The sequence below is a fragment of the Polynucleobacter sp. MWH-Adler-W8 genome (assembly GCF_001889925.1).
In the GTDB taxonomy this organism is placed as follows: Bacteria; Pseudomonadota; Gammaproteobacteria; order Burkholderiales; family Burkholderiaceae; genus Polynucleobacter.
On the sequence record NZ_LZFI01000002.1, the window covers coordinates 151,053 to 168,717 of the forward strand.

At 46.5% G+C, this 17,665-nt stretch carries 20 protein-coding genes; 16 read left to right on the forward strand and 4 right to left on the reverse strand.

Annotation, left to right across the window (positions count from 1 at the left end):
* Window positions 1-3 precede the first annotated feature (3 nt).
* The 15 genes from AOC28_RS01550 to AOC28_RS01620 all read left to right on the forward strand — a co-directional run bounded on the left by AOC28_RS01550 (window position 4) and on the right by AOC28_RS01620 (window position 13,567).
* Window positions 4-1,410 (forward strand): FimV/HubP family polar landmark protein, encoded by a 1,407-nt coding sequence (locus tag AOC28_RS01550; RefSeq protein WP_072582247.1) that lies wholly within the window; start codon window positions 4-6, stop codon window positions 1,408-1,410.
* Window positions 1,411-1,419: 9 nt separating this feature from the next.
* The gene (truA, locus tag AOC28_RS01555) at window positions 1,420-2,247 is read left to right on the forward strand and encodes a tRNA pseudouridine(38-40) synthase TruA (RefSeq protein ID WP_072582248.1); all 828 of its coding nucleotides are present in this window, start codon (window positions 1,420-1,422) and stop codon (window positions 2,245-2,247) included.
* A gap of 17 nt (window positions 2,248-2,264) precedes the next feature.
* On the forward strand, window positions 2,265-2,939 hold the full coding sequence (locus tag AOC28_RS01560) for a phosphoribosylanthranilate isomerase (protein WP_072582249.1): 675 nt from the start codon (window positions 2,265-2,267) through the stop codon (window positions 2,937-2,939).
* A 33-nt stretch (window positions 2,940-2,972) separates the two neighbouring features.
* Complete coding sequence (gene trpB / locus AOC28_RS01565; protein ID WP_071465577.1) at window positions 2,973-4,166, forward strand: tryptophan synthase subunit beta; 1,194 nt, start codon at window positions 2,973-2,975, stop codon at window positions 4,164-4,166.
* Between the two features lie 8 nt (window positions 4,167-4,174).
* Window positions 4,175-4,972: a tryptophan synthase subunit alpha gene (gene trpA, locus AOC28_RS01570; RefSeq protein WP_072582250.1), complete on the forward strand. Its 798-nt coding sequence runs from the start codon at window positions 4,175-4,177 to the stop codon at window positions 4,970-4,972.
* A 5-nt stretch (window positions 4,973-4,977) separates the two neighbouring features.
* Window positions 4,978-5,865 carry an acetyl-CoA carboxylase, carboxyltransferase subunit beta gene (accD, locus tag AOC28_RS01575; protein ID WP_072582251.1) on the forward strand — a complete coding sequence of 296 codons (888 nt, stop codon included), beginning with the start codon at window positions 4,978-4,980 and terminating at the stop codon, window positions 5,863-5,865.
* Window positions 5,866-5,869: 4 nt separating this feature from the next.
* Window positions 5,870-7,195 carry a bifunctional tetrahydrofolate synthase/dihydrofolate synthase gene (gene folC / locus AOC28_RS01580; protein WP_192846839.1) on the forward strand — a complete coding sequence of 442 codons (1,326 nt, stop codon included), beginning with the start codon at window positions 5,870-5,872 and terminating at the stop codon, window positions 7,193-7,195.
* 3 nt (window positions 7,196-7,198) lie between these two features.
* Window positions 7,199-8,029: an SPOR domain-containing protein gene (locus AOC28_RS01585; RefSeq protein WP_072582252.1), complete on the forward strand. Its 831-nt coding sequence runs from the start codon at window positions 7,199-7,201 to the stop codon at window positions 8,027-8,029.
* Window positions 8,029-8,595: a CvpA family protein gene (locus tag AOC28_RS01590; RefSeq protein WP_072582253.1), complete on the forward strand. Its 567-nt coding sequence runs from the start codon at window positions 8,029-8,031 to the stop codon at window positions 8,593-8,595. Before AOC28_RS01585 ends, AOC28_RS01590 begins: the two co-directional genes overlap by 1 nt.
* Before the next feature lie 4 nt (window positions 8,596-8,599).
* Window positions 8,600-10,138, forward strand: coding sequence for an amidophosphoribosyltransferase (gene purF / locus AOC28_RS01595; RefSeq protein WP_072582254.1), 1,539 nt, complete (start codon window positions 8,600-8,602; stop codon window positions 10,136-10,138).
* A gap of 60 nt (window positions 10,139-10,198) precedes the next feature.
* Window positions 10,199-11,407 carry an O-succinylhomoserine sulfhydrylase gene (locus AOC28_RS01600; RefSeq protein WP_072582255.1) on the forward strand — a complete coding sequence of 403 codons (1,209 nt, stop codon included), beginning with the start codon at window positions 10,199-10,201 and terminating at the stop codon, window positions 11,405-11,407.
* Between the two features lie 22 nt (window positions 11,408-11,429).
* Window positions 11,430-12,053 (forward strand): class I SAM-dependent methyltransferase, encoded by a 624-nt coding sequence (locus AOC28_RS01605; protein WP_072582256.1) that lies wholly within the window; start codon window positions 11,430-11,432, stop codon window positions 12,051-12,053.
* A gap of 46 nt (window positions 12,054-12,099) precedes the next feature.
* Window positions 12,100-12,447 (forward strand): hypothetical protein, encoded by a 348-nt coding sequence (locus AOC28_RS01610; RefSeq protein ID WP_143143855.1) that lies wholly within the window; start codon window positions 12,100-12,102, stop codon window positions 12,445-12,447.
* An 89-nt stretch (window positions 12,448-12,536) separates the two neighbouring features.
* Complete coding sequence (gene pal / locus AOC28_RS01615; RefSeq protein WP_083393493.1) at window positions 12,537-13,028, forward strand: peptidoglycan-associated lipoprotein Pal; 492 nt, start codon at window positions 12,537-12,539, stop codon at window positions 13,026-13,028.
* A gap of 17 nt (window positions 13,029-13,045) precedes the next feature.
* Entirely contained in the window at window positions 13,046-13,567 is a 522-nt protein-coding gene (locus AOC28_RS01620) for a hypothetical protein (RefSeq protein ID WP_072582258.1), read from the forward strand.
* Window positions 13,568-13,926: 359 nt separating this feature from the next.
* On the opposite strand, the gene AOC28_RS01625 is transcribed toward AOC28_RS01620, so the two are convergent.
* Window positions 13,927-15,039, reverse strand: a complete 1,113-nt coding sequence (locus tag AOC28_RS01625) for an ABC transporter ATP-binding protein (RefSeq protein ID WP_083564201.1) — start codon at window positions 15,037-15,039, stop codon at window positions 13,927-13,929.
* The gene (gene modB, locus AOC28_RS01630) at window positions 15,039-15,695 is read right to left on the reverse strand and encodes a molybdate ABC transporter permease subunit (protein WP_236638694.1); all 657 of its coding nucleotides are present in this window, start codon (window positions 15,693-15,695) and stop codon (window positions 15,039-15,041) included. Before modB ends, AOC28_RS01625 begins: the two co-directional genes overlap by 1 nt.
* A 64-nt stretch (window positions 15,696-15,759) precedes the next feature.
* Here modB and AOC28_RS01635 point away from each other — a divergent pair, with 64 nt between their 5' ends.
* Window positions 15,760-16,476 carry a Crp/Fnr family transcriptional regulator gene (locus AOC28_RS01635; protein WP_072582260.1) on the forward strand — a complete coding sequence of 239 codons (717 nt, stop codon included), beginning with the start codon at window positions 15,760-15,762 and terminating at the stop codon, window positions 16,474-16,476.
* Window positions 16,477-16,531: 55 nt separating this feature from the next.
* Here AOC28_RS01635 and AOC28_RS01640 read toward each other — a convergent pair whose 3' ends face one another.
* Together AOC28_RS01640 and AOC28_RS01645 are read right to left on the reverse strand one after the other, a co-directional pair.
* Window positions 16,532-16,840 (reverse strand): high-potential iron-sulfur protein, encoded by a 309-nt coding sequence (locus AOC28_RS01640; RefSeq protein ID WP_072582261.1) that lies wholly within the window; start codon window positions 16,838-16,840, stop codon window positions 16,532-16,534.
* Between the two features lie 13 nt (window positions 16,841-16,853).
* Window positions 16,854-17,663 (reverse strand): sulfite exporter TauE/SafE family protein, encoded by an 810-nt coding sequence (locus AOC28_RS01645; protein WP_071465591.1) that lies wholly within the window; start codon window positions 17,661-17,663, stop codon window positions 16,854-16,856.
* Window positions 17,664-17,665: the final 2 nt, after the last annotated feature.

Genomic DNA, 17,665 nt, shown 5'->3' on the forward strand with positions numbered 1-17,665 from the left:
TTGATGTCACGTACAGCTCAATTTAGCTTCTGCAAAGCACTTTGCTTTATCTGGCTTAGTTGGGCTTGCTCAGCATGGGCGGTATCTTTGGGTTCACCTCAGCTGCAGTCGCGCCCTGGCGAGCCCCTGCGCGTAGAAATTCCGATCCGCATTGCGGCAGATGAGCAGATTGCACTAGAGTCGCTCAAAGTTTCTTTACCAAATAAGTCTTCTTATGAACGCCTTGGTGTTTCGCAAAAGATTCTAGATCTCAATCCGCAGGCGATGGTCTATCGCAATCGTACTGAGCAATTGATGATCCTGGTAGAGACTGTGAACGCAGTGCCGCTAAGCGATGATCCTTTTTTGGATGTGCTAGTAAATCTAAATTGGTCTAGTGGCAGTATTACCAAAACCTTTACCTTATTGATTGGCGATGCTCAGAAGGTGGTGGTCAAACCTGGGCAGACTTTATCTGAGATTGCGGCGCTCATGACTCCTCAGTTAGAGGGAGCAACACTCGATCAAACCATCATGGCGCTATACAGGGCGAATCCTGATGCCTTTGCTAGTGGCAGCATTAACCGTTTAGCTGCTGGCGCAGAATTGAATAAACCTAGTCAAGCGCTGTTGCGTTCGATTAGCCCAGTGGAGGCCAATCAGTTTGTTGCTGAAGCAAATGAACAATGGCGCTCTGAACAGGGTGGAAAAGCTGACAAAGGTCAAAGTGCTAATCCCTCTAAATCTGGCGCTTCTCCAGCTACCGAGTCGAGTGCAAAGGATCGTCTTAAGATTGGCTCTAGCGCAGAAGGCAATGAGCAAGAACGCCGCTATACCGAAAACTTAGTAGCTCAAGAAAAAGAATTAGAGCAAGCTAAAGCCCGCGTTGCTGAGCTTGAAAAGAATATTGCTGACTTACAAAGTCTCTTAAATAAAACCAAAGAGAAAAAAGCGGTTGATAACAATTTTGGCTTGGGTGGATTTGGACCGGCCATATTGGCTATCGGGCTGATTACTTTAACTGGTTTGTTGCTATGGGCATTAGCCCGCAATGCGCGTCGCTCAGAAGCTTCTGTGTTTGAGGGGTCGGCGCCAGCAGCGGCTAAAGCTACGACTTCATCATCAGCCAGTGCATTTGAAATCCCGGAGCGCACTAAAGCACTTTTTGCCAGCATCGATTTGGATCTTTCAAAACCCGCCAAAGAAGTGCCTGCAGCAGTTGCTCAATTGATTCCCGCTACCGAGAGCAACCCGTTGGCTGATACCCTGCGTGTAAAACTAAACTTGGCGCGTGCCTACATCACGATTGAAGACTTCTCAGCGGCTAAAAAATCCTTGGAAGAAGTCATTCGCGTTAGTCACTCAGTAGATCCGACAATTACAGTTGAAGCACAAGCCTTATTGTCCGAGCTCTCCCATCGACAGGCTTAAGGTTAAGCGATGCGTATAGCGCTCGGCCTTCAATACGACGGTAGTCCCTATGCTGGTTGGCAGGTTCAGCATAATCACAATACCGTTCAAGCAGAGCTGGAAAAAGCCATCACTGCATTTATTGGAGAAGAAGCTAAAAGCTCTCCAGTACACACTATCACTGCTGGTAGGACGGATACTGGTGTTCATGCCTTAGGCCAAGTAGTTCATTTCGATACCAATGTTGAACGTGAAGATTTTTCTTGGGTGAGGGGAGTGAACTCTTTTTTGCCAGATTCAATCGTGGTGAATTGGGCTAAACCAGTTTCTGATGAATTTAGCGCTCGCTTTTCTGCATTTGAACGAACCTATATTTATGCATTACATGCAGGCCCATGCCGTTCGCCAATCGCCAGCACCCGCGCAGGTTATGTCATGCTGCCACCGGATCAATGGTTTGATATTGATGCCATGAAACAAGCTGCCCAATGTCTGATTGGGGAGCACGACTTCTCTGCCTTTAGATCTTCAGAGTGCCAAAGTAAGACGCCAGTCAAAACCATGTATGGCATTGACATCATCTCTGCTGAGCCTTGGTTATATTTTCGGTTTCGGGGCAATGCATTCTTGCATCACATGGTGCGCAATCTCGTAGGCTGCTTTTTGCAGATCGGCCGGGAAAAACAAAAGCCAGAGTGGATGGCGGAACTATTGGCTGCTAAAGATCGCAAACTGGCTGCGCCTACTTTCATGCCGGATGGCTTATATTTGGCCAAAATCGATTATCCCGAGGAGTTTGCTATCCCTGATCCATGGCTAGAGAACTCTTGGCTTCCTGCCAAGATCATGAATCCCTAAAGCTTTATCATTCATTTATGGGCTTACTGACACACTCTAAAGGGCGAACCCGAGTCAAAATCTGCGGTTTAAAGACCTCGGCAGACGTAGATGCAGCCGTTTTGGCTGGGGTCGATGCTGTTGGGTTTGTCTTTTATCCTCCCAGCGTTCGGGCTGTAACCCCCAATATCGCTGCCCAGCTTATTTCTAGGCTACCAGCAGGGGTGGATGCCGTTGGACTGGTTGTTAATCCAACAGATGAGGAGTTTGCTGCCATCCGTAGGGCCGCTTCGATTACTTTGTGGCAGTTTCATGGGGATGAGACCCCTGAAAGATGCGCTCAATTAGCCCAAGGCGAGCCTTGGATGAAGGCTGCACGCGTTGGTTCGGACTTCGCTTTTGATGAATTTTCCCTACAATACAGGGATGCAAACGCTTTTCTGCTGGATGCCCTCGTTGAGGGATATGGTGGCGGAGGCGTTCCTTTTGATTGGCAAGGAATTCCGCAGACATGGGTAAGCGAAAACGCGCCTCGGGTCGTTTTGAGTGGTGGATTGAACGCGCACAACGTGGGCGAGGCTATTGCTCGTCTGCATCCTTGCGCGGTTGACGTCTCTAGTGGCGTCGAAAGCAGCAGGGGTGTTAAAGATCCTGCGCTCATGACTGACTTTGTAAAAGCAGTGCGCGCGGCAGATGCCAAAGCATCATCCTAATAATTTGCTGTAAATAAATCAAAAGAGGTAGCTATGTACGACAAGCCAGATGCACGAGGACACTTCGGTCCCTACGGCGGCGTGTTTGTTTCTGAGACATTGATGTATGCATTAGATGAGCTCAAAGAAGCCTATGCAAAATATCAACATGATCCAGAATTTATTGAAGAGTTCCATTACGAGCTTAAGCACTTCGTTGGACGTCCATCACCGGTGTATCACGCTAAGCGTTGGAGTGAAATGCTCGGCGGTGCGCAGATCTATCTCAAGCGCGAAGATTTAAATCATACGGGTGCACATAAGATTAATAACGTGATCGGCCAGGCGATGCTGGCTAAGCGGATGGGTAAGCCACGCATTATTGCGGAGACAGGGGCGGGGCAGCATGGCGTTGCCACAGCAACCATTTGCGCTCGTTTCGGTTTAGATTGCACGGTCTATCAAGGCTCTGTGGATGTTGCCCGTCAGGCGCAAAACGTATTTCGTATGAAATTACTGGGCGCTAAAGTGGTTCCCGTCGAGTCTGGCACTAAGACATTAAAAGATGCCTTGAATGAAGCGATGCGCGATTGGGTAACCAATGTGGATAACACTTTTTACATTATTGGTACTGTCGCAGGACCACATCCTTATCCGATGATGGTGAGAGATTTTCAAAGCGTGATTGGTGAAGAGTGCAAAGTGCAAATGCCAGAGATGACGGGTCGTCAACCTGACTTTGTGTTGGCTTGCGTTGGTGGTGGCTCAAACGCGATGGGTATCTTCTATCCATACATTGATTTCCCAGAAGTGAAATTGGTCGGTGTTGAAGCTGCCGGACATGGTCTTGGTAGCGGTTTACATTCTGCGGCACTGTGCGTTGGTAAGCCAGGCGTACTGCATGGCAATCGTACCTACTTATTACAAGATGAGAATGGTCAGATTTCAGAAACCCATTCTGTTTCTGCTGGTATGGACTACCCCGGTGTTGGCCCTGAGCATGCCTGGTTAAAAGATTCTGGCCGTGCTGACTATGTCGCCATTACTGACGAAGAGGCCCTAAAAGCCTTCCATGATTGCTGTCAAATTGAAGGGATCATTCCTGCATTGGAGTCTTCGCATGCCATCGCTTATGCCTGCAAGCTTGCTAAGACCTTACCCAAAGACAAGACCATCTTGGTTAACCTCTCAGGCCGTGGAGATAAAGACATGCATACCGTTGCACAAGCAACAGGATCAGAAGGTTAAGAAATCGTATGTCAAAAATTACTGCACTCTTTAAAGAGTTAAAAGCTACAGGTAAAAAAGGATTGATTCCTTTTATTACTGCGGGTGACCCTGATCCAAAGCAGACTGTTGAATTGATGCACGCTTTAGTTCGTGGTGGATCAAGTGTGATTGAGTTGGGTGTGCCATTCTCTGATCCGATGGCTGATGGCCCGGTTATTCAGAGATCATCCGAGCGTGCATTGACTCATGGCGTCACATTGCACTCTTGTTTGGAGATGGTTAAAGAGTTTCGCAAACAAGATACAAGCACTCCAGTAGTGCTCATGGGTTATGCAAATCCGGTTGAACAAATGGGAGCAGAGCGCTTTGCAACAGAAGCTAAGGCAGCAGGTGTAGACGGAGTTTTAATCGTAGATTACCCCCCAGAGGAGTGCGTTGATTTTGCTGCACATATGCGGGTTGCCGGAATTGATCCTATTTTCTTATTGGCGCCAACTTCATCAAATGAGCGCATTAAAGAGGCTGCCAAAATTGCTTCTGGTTATATCTATTACGTCTCCATGCGAGGAGTCACTGGGGCATCCCATCTCAATACGCAGGATGTGGCAAGCATCATTCCTAAAATCCGCGAGGAGACCGATATTCCGATTGCTGTAGGCTTCGGTATTAGCGATGCTGCCAGCGCCAAGGCGGTATCTACCAGTGCTGATGCAGTAGTAATTGGTAGTCGAATCATTCGTCTTTTGGAGGATGCACCCCCAGGGCAGGCAGTACAATCATTGGAAACCTTCATTCGTGAGATTCGCGACGCATTGGATAGTTAAAACTAATGAGCTGGATAGATAAATTACTCCCACCCCAAATTCAACATACTGATCCTGCCAATCGCAAATCAGTGCCGGAGGGTTTGTGGGTTAAATGCCCAAGTTGTGAAACTGTTCTCTACAGCACTGACATCGAAGCTAATTTATCAGTTTGTCCAAAATGCAGTCATCACATGCGTATCGGTGCGCGTCAACGTTTGGATAGTTTGCTGGATCCAAAAGGTCGCTATGAAATCGGTGCTGATATTTATCCAACCGATCCCCTGAAATTTAAAGACTCCAAGAAATATCCAGACCGCATTAAAGAAGCAAATGATGCTTCTGGTGAATCAGAGGCCTTGATTGTGATGGGTGGAAAAATTGAAACCATTCCCGTAGTTGCTGCCTGCTTTGAATTTCAGTACATGGGCGGCTCAATGGGTTCAGTGGTAGGCGAGCGTTTTGCTCGGGGAGTTCAAGAAGCCATTAACAAGAAATGCGCGTTTATCTGCGTCACCGCTACTGGTGGCGCACGCATGCAAGAGAGCTTACTGTCTTTATTCCAGATGGCTAAGACCAATTCTATGTTGACCTTGCTATCTAAAAAAGGCTTGCCTTACATCAGCGTTCTAACCGACCCCACCATGGGCGGTATTTCTGCCAGCTTTGCTTTTATGGGTGACGTCGTGATGGCAGAGCCAAAAGCCTTGATCGGTTTTGCTGGTCCTCGCGTGATCGAACAAACTGTGCGTGAAAAATTGCCAGAAGGTTTCCAGCGCTCAGAATTCTTGATGCAAAAGGGTGGTATCGACATGATTGTGGATCGTCGCCAAATGCGTAGTGAAATTGCGCGTTTACTTGCATTGCTGCAAAAACTTCCTGAACCTGCAATCGCGGGTAGCTCAGCCGTTTAAGCGCTTGAGCACTGCACACCAAGCCCCAATTCTGTTTACTAGCCTCGAGGCCTGGCTTAGTCACCTCGAAACAGCCCACCCTGTGGGCATCGATATGGGGCTTGAGCGTATCAATCGTGTCAAAGCAGCGCTAGATCTTCACTTCGACTGTCCTGTTATCACCGTTGCCGGAACTAATGGCAAAGGCTCAACCTGTGCCTTCTTAGAAAGCATCTTGCTTTCGTCTGGCTATCGCGTAGGTTGTCATACATCGCCGCACTTACTGAGCTTTAATGAGCGCGCTCGTGTGAATGGTGAAGAGGTGAAAGACGCTATTTTGCTAGAGCACTTTGCTGCAGTAGAAAAAGCCCGTGTGAGTCTGGTTGATGCCCCCACGTTGACGTATTTTGAGTTCACTACTTTAGCAATCATGCATTTGTTTGCAACTTCGAATTTAGATGCAGTAGTGCTTGAGGTTGGAATGGGTGGGCGATTAGACGCCGTCAATATCGTCGATGCAGACTGCGCGATTGTGACTAGTATTGATATTGATCATGCCGACTTTCTAGGTGGTACGCGTGAAGCAATTGGCTTGGAAAAAGCTGGCATCTTCCGCCCTGGCCATATCGCTGTTTGTGGTGATCCCATGCCGCCGCAATCCCTTATCGACTATGCTGAAAAGCTCGGATGTGATCTCTGGTTGCAAGGGCGGGACTATAACTTCCAGGGTGATAAGCAACAATGGGGTTGGGCAGGGCGAAAAAAACGCTTTAGCGGACTCGGCTACCCCGCATTGCGTGGCGCCAATCAGATTCTGAATGCATCGGCAGTTATTGCTGCCCTGATGGCTTTACACCAGCGTCTTCCAGTAAGTGCGCAAGATATTCGTAATGGCTTTGCCCTGGTGGAATTGCCGGGGCGCTTTCAGGTGCTTCCAGGTCAGCCTACAGTGGTGTTGGATGTTGCCCATAATCCCCACGCAGCAGCTACCCTTGGCCAAGGTCTAGATAAAATGGGTTACCACCCCTACACGTATGCCATTTTTGGGGCTATGGCCGATAAGGATATTGAGGGGGTGATTAAGCCCCTCATCAATATCGTGGATTTCTGGTTTTGCACCGATTTACCAACCCCAAGAGCTGCCTCAGGAAAGGCTTTGGCTGATAAGCTTGAAGCCTTGGGGGTTAAGCCCAAGAATGGCGCTGACGGTGGTATCGAAATCTTTGAAAATCCTGCCTCAGCGTATCAAAAAGCGCTATCTGTGGCTGGTGAGGGTGATAGAATTGTCATCTTCGGATCCTTCTATACCGTTGCCGGTGTAATGGCTTATCGAAACAACCAGGCGCATTGATCCATGATTCGTTTACCGAGCTTTTTTAAGCGAAAAACACAGACTGATGACCTTGAATTAGGTTCAGTAGGGCGTCGCGCAAGCAAACGTCCAGCCCCTCGCAGTTTCCAACGCGCAGTCGAGGCTGAAGAGCTCGCTCTCACAGAAGATCCAGAACAACAAAGAGCACGCCATCGTTTAATTGGCGCTGCTGTATTAGTGCTCATTGCAGTGGTGGGATTGCCCCGTATTTTGGATAGCAAGCCAAAGCCAGCGCCAAACGATATTGCTGTCAATATCGTAACGAGCCTACCAATGCCGGGAGCCGAAACAAAACCAGAAGCAAAGGCGGAAGAAAAGCCTAAAGCGGATGTTCCAGCTGAGGCTACTAAGGTAGTTGCACCTGCCCCAGAGGCTAAAGCAGAAACTAAGGCCGAACCAAAGCCTGAGCCCAAGCTAGAATCAAAAGTAGAAGCTAAGTCTGCACCTGCAGTCAGCAAACCGCCTGCTTTGGGATTGGCTGCTGGCGAGGAAGTAGTGGCTGCTTCTGCTGCAAAACCCAAAGTAGATGATGTGAGCAAACCAAGTGCGCCTAGTACTAGCTCAAATGGTTCCGGTAAATACGTAGTTCAGATTGGTGCATTCGCATCAGAAGATAACGTAAAAGCATTGGTAGCAAAGCTTAAAAGCCAAAAGATTCCAAGTTACGTTTTAAATAAAACACGTCCCGATGGAACTAGGCTTTTTCTCCTCCGTGCTGGTCCATTCACCGACAAGGATGCGGGTGAGGCGGCACAAAAGAAAATTAAAGCAATGGGCTTGACCCCAAATCTTGTCGAGACTGGTAAGCAGTAATGGAATACTTATCCACCTTAAAGTTAACATCGGTGGATTACTTCACCCTAGTCGTACTCTTGGCATCTGCATTGGTGGGTATCTCGCGTGGCCTATTTAAAGAAGTTCTCGCACTAGCATCATGGTTTGTTGCCGCTTGGGTTGCATATCACTACAGCAACTATCTCTCAACTGAGTGGCTCTCAACTTTCCATCTCGATGAGTTATTGAGTCTTGGTTTAAGTTGGTTGATTCTATTTGTATTAACGCTAGTCATCTGTGGATTGTTCGGTGGAGTGGTGCAAAAGATCATATTGTCAGCGGGCTTGAGCTTGACCGATCGATTTTTAGGTTTGGTATTTGGATTGTTGCGCGGTGGTTTGATTGTGTTGGTGCTTGCTACTCTTGCTGCCTTAACACCTATCCCGCAAAGTATGGCGTGGAAAAATGCCATCACCAGACCAGCCATTGATGTGGCTACTGGATTAATTAAAGGCTGGTTACCAGCTGATTGGGCAAAGCAATTGAGTGATGCAGTGCCCAAAGTTACCCCTACCATTACTCCTAAATTAACAATAGGAATCTAGAGATATGTGCGGCGTCGTCGGAACTGTTTCCCACTCCCCAGTAAATCAACTTCTCTACGATGCTTTGTTGCTCTTGCAACATCGCGGTCAAGATGCGGCTGGTATCGCCACCATGAATGGTAATTCGTTCACGATGCATAAAGCGAATGGCTTGGTACGAGATGTTTTTAGAACTCGTAATATGCGCAGCTTGGTAGGTAATGCTGGCATCGGTCAAGTGCGCTACCCAACTGCTGGTTCCGCTAGTAGCGAAGAAGAGGCGCAGCCGTTTTACGTTAGCGCTCCTTACGGAATTATCTTGGCACACAACGGTAATCTCACAAATGCGCCGAGTCTGCGCGTAGAGATGGCTTACCGTGACCGTCGCCATATTAATACCAGCTCGGATACTGAGGTACTGTTAAACGTATTGGCTGATGAACTCCAAAAAGAGACCAACAGCGCCGCTTTAGATGAAGCTGCTATGTTTAATGCAGTTACTGGTGTAGCTAGTCGTGTTAAGGGCTCCTATGCAGTAGTTTCTTTGATTGCGGGATACGGCTTATTAGCCTTCCGCGATCCGTTTGGTATTCGTCCACTGTGTATTGGTCGTATTGATACACCGCAAGGTCCGGAGTGGATGGTGGCATCTGAGTCCGTGGCCCTAGAGGGTCTTGGCTTTACCTTTGTTCGTGACGTGAATCCTGGCGAAGCGATCTACATTGATTTAGATGGCAACTTCTACACCCGTCAGTGCGTAGCGAATGCAGTTCTGACGCCTTGCATCTTTGAATACGTCTACATGGCTAGACCAGACTCCACTATTGATGGTGTTACCGTTTACAACGTACGCATGCGGATGGGTGATTACTTAGCTGAAAAGATTCGCAAAGAGACTGATGTTTCTGAGATTGATGTAGTCATGCCAATTCCGGATTCGAGCCGTCCTGCTGCGATGCAGGTAGCTAAGAACTTAGGCGTAGATTATCGCGAAGGCTTTTTTAAGAACCGTTATATCGGTCGCACCTTTATCATGCCTGGTCAAGCGATGCGTAAGAAGTCTGTTCGTCAGAAACTTAATGCTATGCATGTTGAATTTAAAGACAAAACAGTTTTGATCATTGACGACTCAATTGTGCGCGGTACAACCTCATTTGAGATCGTACAAATGGCGCGCGAGTCTGGTGCTAAGAAGGTGATTTTTGCATCTGCCGCGCCACCAGTTCGCTTCCCGAATGTATATGGCATCGATATGCCAACGCGTAGTGAGTTGGTCGCTTATGGCCGTACCGATGAAGAGATTAATAAGATGATTGGTGCAGATCAGCTAATCTATCAAAGTGTTGAAGATATGAAGCAGGCGGTGAGGGATATCAATCCTAATATTCAGAACTTTGAAGCTTCTTGTTTTGATGGTCATTACATCACTGGCGATATTAATGAATCTTATTTGGATGCCTTAGAGGCACAGCGTAATTCTTCTGCCGCCAAGGCCGATCGTCAGCGTGATTCCAGTGATTTCGCCCGTTCCCAACTCCATCTGCATTTGGCTACTGAAGACTAAAAAGCGACAGGAAATTGCCTCACTCGAGGCAATTCCACAATTCGGTGTCAAAATAGCAGTATGAAGAGTAAAACCACACGTAAAAAGCCTGATTTTTCTAAACTAGCGCTTGAGACCTTAGCGGTTCGCGCTGGTACTCGTCGTACCGCTGAATATCAAGAACATTCAGAGGCAATGTTTCTCACGTCTAGCTTTTGCTTTGATAGTGCTGAATTGGCTGCCGATGGCTTTGCCCATGCAGATCAAGGTTTCATCTATTCACGCTTTACCAATCCAACGGTCAGCATGTTTCAAGATCGCTTGGCTGCCCTTGAGGGTGGCGAAGCTTGTATTGCTACTGCCTCTGGAATGTCAGCCATTCTGACAATGGCGATGGCCCATTTACAAGCGGGCGATCATGTCGCTTGCTCGCGCTCGGTATTTGGTGCAACAATTCAATTGTTTACTAATATCTTGGGTCGGTTTGGAATAACTACGACCTATGTGGATTTGGCTGATACTAAGTCATGGCAGGCCGCTGTCCAGCCGAACACTAAACTCTTTTATTTGGAAACGCCATCCAACCCCTTGACCGAGATTGCAGATATCAAAGCAATTTCGAAGATTGCCAAAAAAGCAGGCGCATTATTTGCTGTGGATAACTGCTTCTGCACCCCAGCCTTACAAAAGCCATTAGCACTGGGTGCTGATGTAGTCATTCATTCGGCAACGAAGTATTTAGATGGTCAGGGCCGAGTAGTTGGCGGTGCAATTGTGGGCAGCAATGATTTTGTCATGGGTAAAGTGTTCCCGTACGTGCGCACTGCAGGACCAACACTCTCAGCATTTAATGCTTGGGTATTTCTAAAAGGTCTAGAGACTTTAGAACTGCGCATGAAGCAGCAGAGTGCTAATGCGCTTGCCTTGTCTCAATGGCTTGAGAAGCAGCCGCGCGTGGAGCGTGTGTATCATCCTGGCCTCAAATCACACCCACAACACGCTTTGGCAATGCGCCAGCAAAAGGCGGGTGGTGCCATCCTGTCTTTCACCCTAAAGGGTGGGAAGAGAGCTGTATTCAAACTCATCAATCAAACCAAGCTTTGTTCTATTACCGCAAACTTGGGTGATACGCGCACAACGATTACCCATCCCGCAACCACAACGCATTGTCGTGTAACGCCTGAAGCTCGCCAAGCCGCCGGAATCACTGACGGCCTAGTGCGTATTGCAGTTGGTCTTGAAAATATCATCGATTTGAAGAGCGACCTCGTTGGCGGACTCAAAAAATAATCAAGTCCACCAGGATAGGCCCATGGGTTTCTCGGACGCTACTCAATTCTGGAATGAACGCTTCAATAAAGAAGAGTTCATTTTTGGAAAAGAGCCCAATGAATATTTGGTTGAGAAAACCCTTCAATATCTCAAGCCAAACAATAAAGTTCTTTGTATCGCCGACGGCGAAGGGCGCAATGGTGTTTGGTTGGCGAAGCAGGGAATGCAAGTTATTGGTTTTGATGCGTCTGATATTGCCTTATCCAAGGCAAATCAGTTTGCCAGAGAGAATCAGGTCAAAGTTGAGTATTCATTCTCAGACACAGACAGCTTTGCTTGGCATCCCAATGCTTATGATGCAGTTGTAGCTATCTTTATCCAGTTTGCCGATGCACCAATGCGTGAACGCATTTTTCAAAAAGTTTACGAGACGCTTAAACCCGGTGGGATCTTTATTCTGCAGGGATACACACCTAAGCAACTCGAATACAAGACAGGTGGTCCATCTCTTATTGAGCACCTCTATACAGAAGAGCTCATATCTGATCTAGCGAAAGACTTGCAGATCCTAGAGCTTTGCTCTTATGAGAAAGAATTGTCCGAAGGTCCAAGACATACTGGAATGTCTGCTTTATTGGGCTTGGTGGCTCAAAAGCAGCCTTAAAGCATACCCAGCATTTAGCCTAATATTTGGGTATAAAATGATATTTATGCAATCTCACAAAAGATCTCTCACGATTCTTATTTGCCTCTTCTTGATATCTTTTAAGGTAGCGGCTAGTAGCATCTTTATTGATACTGCTATTGAGCGCATCCAAATGCATCACACTTCATTTGCTAGTCATATCTCCGATCAAGGTCGTCATAGTAATGGGCCTGCAGATGGGGAGCAGCAGTCTCACACTCTATTTTTAATGAGCCATGTCACTGCGTATATCAGCGATATTGGTATTACTGTTTATTTACCATTGATATCCGAGTTTAAATTCCTAGTAACAAGTCAAGTTTTATTTACTCAAAACTTCCCGGATTCAGCATTTAAACCTCCCAAAGCTTAAGCCTAATTTTATTAGGTAGGAGGCGTCTTAATAGCGTCCTCTTTTTTGCTTATTGGCTGCTATCGCAGCCATTGATGGGGAATCACACCATGTATCAGTTTCTAAAGGCATTGCCATTGGCAATTCTTATTCTATTTGTTTCAGCATGCAGTAGCGTTAAATTAGATGATGCTAATAATGTAGCCACTGTCAACGCTAATAGCTCTTCCTCTTATGATCCGATTAGCGATCCTAAGTCTAGCGTGTATGGCAAGCGATCGATTTATTTTGAGTTTGATAGCTATACCGTTGATCCGAAGTACGTTTCCACCATCTCTGCTCACGCTTCATATTTAAAGTCTTCGCCCAAGCAAAAAATATCGATGATTATTCAAGGCAATACGGATGATCGCGGGACGGCCGAGTACAACTTGGCTTTAGGTCAGAAACGCTCAGAGGCTGTTAAGAAGGCATTGTTAGCCCAAGGGGTGAGTGAGCTTCAAATTGAGGCAGTCAGCTTTGGGAAAGAAAAGCCAGTCAATTCAGCGCAAACCGAAGCGGCTTTTAAAGAAAATCGCCGCGCTGATTTTGTCTATCAATAAATGGATCGGTTAAAACTATGAAAAATATATTTAAATTAAGCCTATTGTTTATTACCCTCTTGGGTGGTTGTGCCGTAAATAATGCCCCCCTAAACTCCGCACAAGTTGTCAATGGATCTGCGCCAATTTCAAAAGGAGTCCCAGTGCATTCTGCGGATGTAGCAAAGCGACTCAACGACTGCATTATTAAAAGCAACCAAAGTACAGATGCTTTATTGGTTGATAGTCAGATCATATCTGTTACTAGAAATAATCCCTACGCAAAAGCACTCTTTAGTTCGACTGATAAGTTGACAGATCAGCAGGCCAAGGCATTAGCGAATTATTTGTCCGAAGCCAATACATGTCGTCCTATTGCGCTAGAGGGGTTAACGCCTGAAATGACATCCCTTTATAACGAATTTTTTAAGAATATTGACACCGTCTATGCAGACCTCATTGCTAAAAAGATCTCAATAGGGGTGGCCAATCAAGAAAGGCAACTACTCATCCAAGATGCTCACATGAAACGTCTGGCCCTTCAGTCTAAAAAGAGCTAAAAGCCATGGCTAGGTATAAATTTCAATGCCGCTCTTGTAAGTTTGAATGCATTAGCGGTATTGGTAGAGAGCTTGGACTGCATTCGTCTAGAGTGGCGATGGTCTGCAAATCTTGTGCAGCTATAGATACGTATACGGTAGCCCACTCAGGTAGTATCAATACTGAAATCAGTATGCCGCCAATTTGCACTTCCTGCCACTCAAGCAGCCACTTGTCAGAATGGGATGGCCTTACTTGCCCACATTGCCAAATGAAGATGAGGGCTTTGGGTGGGGATGTTGACGCTGAGAGGCCCTTTAAATATTGGTGAAGAAAATTTAAAGCCTAAGTCACCCTCTGAGATACTAATTTAAATATATTAATTGGCTTCTCTGAATCTTCGTGGGTCATTGATTGGTCTAAGCGGCATAATGTGAATTTTGCCGCTATCAATTTCTAGGTGAGCAATCTCGCCTACCTTTAATGACAAGCGCTTTACTTCAGCAGCGGATGCTTCCCAAACCACCGCATGTCCACCCTCAAGAGTGCGTAACTGAATAACGGCAATTTGCCCTAGGGTGCTTAATTGTTCAACTATGACCTCTACCGAGAGTGTGCTCTTATCGGCATTAAGACTCAATCCCTCTGCAGTAATCACCCAGGCTACAGGAGTATTTGGTGGGATTTTACCTTTATCGACAACATTAAAAATCTGCTGACAACCATTCCAGGTAAGCTTGCCTGCCGTAAATATGCCTTCAAACTTATTGTTGATGCCAACAAGCTCTGCGACGCGGGAGTTACGAGGACGCTCAAATAGGACTTGTGGAGGTGCAGTTTGTAGACCAACGCCTTGATCGATCACTGTAATTCTGTCGGCCAATAAATCTGCTTCACGCAGATCATGCGTGACTAGCAGAATCGGAATATTTAAATCTTTCCGTAACTCCGCCAGTGTTTTGTAAAGACTTTGACGTGTTGGCGCATCAATCGCCGAGAAGGGTTCATCAAGCAATAGTATTTTCGGGGTGCGTGCTAGTGCTCTTGCTAAAGCAACCCGTTGCTGTTGACCACCTGAGAGTTGATTGGGCATTCGATTGGCGAGTTCGCCGATACCCATGCGCTCCAACCACTCTTGAGCTAGCTTCTTACGCTCAGAAACTTCTGGTAGCGAGTTATACAAAGGAATGCAGACATTCTCAAGTGCAGTTAAGTGTGGAAATAGCGCGTATTGCTGAAATATAAATCCACAGGAGCGCTCGGCAGGGCTCAGTGATACGCCAACTCCACCAATCTCGTTTGCTTCAAACCATAACTGTCCATCGCATTCAATTTTGCCGGTGTGAGCATTGTTTAAGCCGGCAATCGTACGCAAGGCGGTTGTCTTGCCGCTACCTGAAGGGCCGACTAAAGCGTGCAACTCTCCTGGAGTGCACTCAATATTGAGCTGCAGGGGATTTGGGATCGCCTGAGAAATCTTGACCTTAAGCATTAGACCTCCCATCTCTTGGGGGGTGAAGGATGACGCCCAAAGACGCCATAAGAAAGGGCAATAGCTACTAGCGATGTTCCAAGCAATATTAAGGACAGTAGACCAGCACCGGTAGTATCAAAACTTTGCACCTTGTCATAGATTGCTATAGATACCGTTTTAGTCTCTCCCGGGATGGCACCCCCAACCATGAGAATTACACCGAATTCACCAAGGGTATGTGCAAAGGTGAGAACGGCTGCACTAGTGATGCCGCGCCATGCCAACGGCAATTCAATAAGGCGGAAGATTTGCCAATTAGACAGCCCGCTGACTTGTGCTGACTCCAGGATTTCAGGCTGAATTGACTCAAACGCTCTTTGTATTGGCTGAATGGCAAATGGCAAGTTAACAATGAGGGAGGCTATGAGTATTCCGGTAAATGAAAATACGAGTGGGATACCAAAAAAGCTTTTGCCTCCTAGACCTACCAAAAGGTAATAGCCCAAAACAGTAGGTGGTAGCACCAAGGGAAGTGCAAGCAAGCCCTCAATCCAAGATCTGCCTTTGCGCATCCTTTGAAGTGTGTGGGCTACCCACATCCCAAATGGAATGATGAGGACTAGGGTCCATAGTGCTAGCTTTAGAGATAGAAAAAGGGCATCGATATCAATCACAATTGCATTGTATTGCTATTATTGATGCCAATACACCCTTAGAGTCCCGCCTAATTAGAAACGCATGAAAACTATAGAAATCAAAAAAGCCTGGAATGGCAATAGTAATTGCGAAGCATGCTCTATTAGGAGTTCTGCGTTATTTGCCGAGCTCAATGAGGAAGACTTTTCTATGATTCATAGCCCAATAGATGATTTGAGCTTTGAAGCTCATGCAAATATATATGCTCAAGGAGACTCAGCCCAATCCTTATATACCTTACGTGAGGGATACATTAAATTACTTCACGTTAATTCAGATGGATCAAGTCGAATAATTCGGGTGGTGCTACCCGGAAACTTATTCGGAATGGAGGCTCTATTGGGTGAGCGTTACGAGCATTCTGCAGTTGCCCTTACGAATGTACATTTATGCCAAATCCCCAAATCCATCATCTCTTCATTAGGTGAAGAGTCTCCAAGACTTCATCGACAAATAGTTAAGAAATGGGGGGAGGCCTTATCTCAATCTGAGTCATGGTTCTCTGAAATCAATACCGGAAGAATTGAGGTCCGGCTAGCTCGCTTCCTATTGAAGCTTGCTAGAGAGTCTGGGTCCTTTGCTGTTGCTCCCTTATTCAGGCGTGAAGATATGGGACTTATGATGGATGTTAAATTTGAAACGATTAGCAGGGCATTGGCATCCATGTCCGAGCAAGGCCTTATCTCAAATGTTAGCAAGCTTTCTGTCCAAATTCCGAGCATTGATGCGCTGCGTACTTTTTCGGAACGTGGCCTTTAATTGCTTCCAAAAAGAAAGGCTGCCGAAGCAGCCTTAGCATTTAAAACGAGCTAAATTACGCTTTTTTAGCATAAGCAGAGCACCAACCTTTAGAGGATACTTGCTTGCCAGCAAATAACGGGCAACCACCAGCGGCAGCATCAGTTTTGCCCTGGAATAATGCGCAGTTACTGCACTGTTGACCAGCGGCGTACTTGGCATACTTTGCTTTATCTACCTTGGTGGCATCAGACTTATATCCCAAACCAGCAGCTTGTGGATCAGTTTCAGCAACCATTGCTTGAGCTTGTACTTTACCGTTCAGGGCTAGGGTACAGGCGCCAGCAGCAGACAAAATCATAAATTGACGACGGGTTGGTTTCATATATTTCTCCGGGTTAAGTAAAGCATTTATAGATAAGACTGAGTGCAACTAAAAATGTAAAGATAGAAAAAATTTGCTGAATTCTTGGACCGCTAATCTTTTTCTCAAGAACTTTGCCAATTAATAAACCTACAAGTGAGCCGATAGCAAAGGGGAGTGCAATCGTCAAATCTAATATCCCCGTAGCTAGAGATACAAATGCACCTCCAGCTGAGACTATGGCAAGAACGCCTAGTGATGTTGCCACTATCGCTTTCATCGGTAGATCGGTAAATTTTTTAAGCGAAGGAACGATGATGAAGCCTCCCCCGACTCCTAATAATCCAGACAAGAATCCTGCGCATGCGCCAGCAAACATAAGGGATCTGGCGCAGGGGACAGTCCAGATTAATTTACCGATTGACATGTCTAATTGACATGGAGGCGGTTTTCTCAAAACAGGGGCAGTTCCAGCAATCATTTGCATTGCTTGTACAAACATTCTTGAAGATACATAAATCAGCACCGCGCTAAACATCAATAGCATTGGTGTATTTGGTGCACGTTGCGAAACCCATAATCCAAGAGGGGAGAGAATCAGGCCAAATACGGCCATAAACATTGCTGCTTTATAGCGCAATACCCTTTCTTTTAAGCCAATCAGGGCTCCGACGCTCGCTGACAGGGCAATCGCACTGAGAGCAATTGGCCCCGCCTCAGAAATTGGCATATGAAAAGCAAATACCAACAATGGAACAGAAAGTATTCCACCCCCTGCGCCGGTTAACCCCATCAAGACACCGATAAAAATGCCTAAGGCTGGTGCGAGAAAAAAATGCTCCATTA

Excerpts from the sequence above, each read along its gene's own strand:
- AOC28_RS01640 (WP_072582261.1), bottom strand. The coding sequence starts at position 16,840 with ATGAAACCAACCCGTCGTCAATTTATGATTTTGTCTGCTGCTGGCGCC.
- AOC28_RS01605 (WP_072582256.1), top strand. The coding sequence starts at position 11,430 with ATGGGTTTCTCGGACGCTACTCAATTCTGGAATGAACGCTTCAATAAA.
- AOC28_RS01600 (WP_072582255.1), top strand. The coding sequence starts at position 10,199 with ATGAAGAGTAAAACCACACGTAAAAAGCCTGATTTTTCTAAACTAGCG.
- AOC28_RS01560 (WP_072582249.1), top strand. The coding sequence starts at position 2,265 with ATGGGCTTACTGACACACTCTAAAGGGCGAACCCGAGTCAAAATCTGC.
- AOC28_RS01610 (WP_143143855.1), top strand. The coding sequence starts at position 12,100 with ATGCAATCTCACAAAAGATCTCTCACGATTCTTATTTGCCTCTTCTTG.
- AOC28_RS01625 (WP_083564201.1), bottom strand. The coding sequence starts at position 15,039 with ATGCTTAAGGTCAAGATTTCTCAGGCGATCCCAAATCCCCTGCAGCTC.
- AOC28_RS01635 (WP_072582260.1), top strand. The coding sequence starts at position 15,760 with ATGAAAACTATAGAAATCAAAAAAGCCTGGAATGGCAATAGTAATTGC.
- pal (WP_083393493.1), top strand. The coding sequence starts at position 12,537 with ATGTATCAGTTTCTAAAGGCATTGCCATTGGCAATTCTTATTCTATTT.
- truA (WP_072582248.1), top strand. The coding sequence starts at position 1,420 with ATGCGTATAGCGCTCGGCCTTCAATACGACGGTAGTCCCTATGCTGGT.
- AOC28_RS01590 (WP_072582253.1), top strand. The coding sequence starts at position 8,029 with ATGGAATACTTATCCACCTTAAAGTTAACATCGGTGGATTACTTCACC.
- AOC28_RS01585 (WP_072582252.1), top strand. The coding sequence starts at position 7,199 with ATGATTCGTTTACCGAGCTTTTTTAAGCGAAAAACACAGACTGATGAC.
- AOC28_RS01620 (WP_072582258.1), top strand. The coding sequence starts at position 13,046 with ATGAAAAATATATTTAAATTAAGCCTATTGTTTATTACCCTCTTGGGT.
- purF (WP_072582254.1), top strand. The coding sequence starts at position 8,600 with ATGTGCGGCGTCGTCGGAACTGTTTCCCACTCCCCAGTAAATCAACTT.
- AOC28_RS01645 (WP_071465591.1), bottom strand. The coding sequence starts at position 17,663 with ATGGAGCATTTTTTTCTCGCACCAGCCTTAGGCATTTTTATCGGTGTC.
- trpA (WP_072582250.1), top strand. The coding sequence starts at position 4,175 with ATGTCAAAAATTACTGCACTCTTTAAAGAGTTAAAAGCTACAGGTAAA.
- AOC28_RS01550 (WP_072582247.1), top strand. The coding sequence starts at position 4 with ATGTCACGTACAGCTCAATTTAGCTTCTGCAAAGCACTTTGCTTTATC.
- accD (WP_072582251.1), top strand. The coding sequence starts at position 4,978 with ATGAGCTGGATAGATAAATTACTCCCACCCCAAATTCAACATACTGAT.
- trpB (WP_071465577.1), top strand. The coding sequence starts at position 2,973 with ATGTACGACAAGCCAGATGCACGAGGACACTTCGGTCCCTACGGCGGC.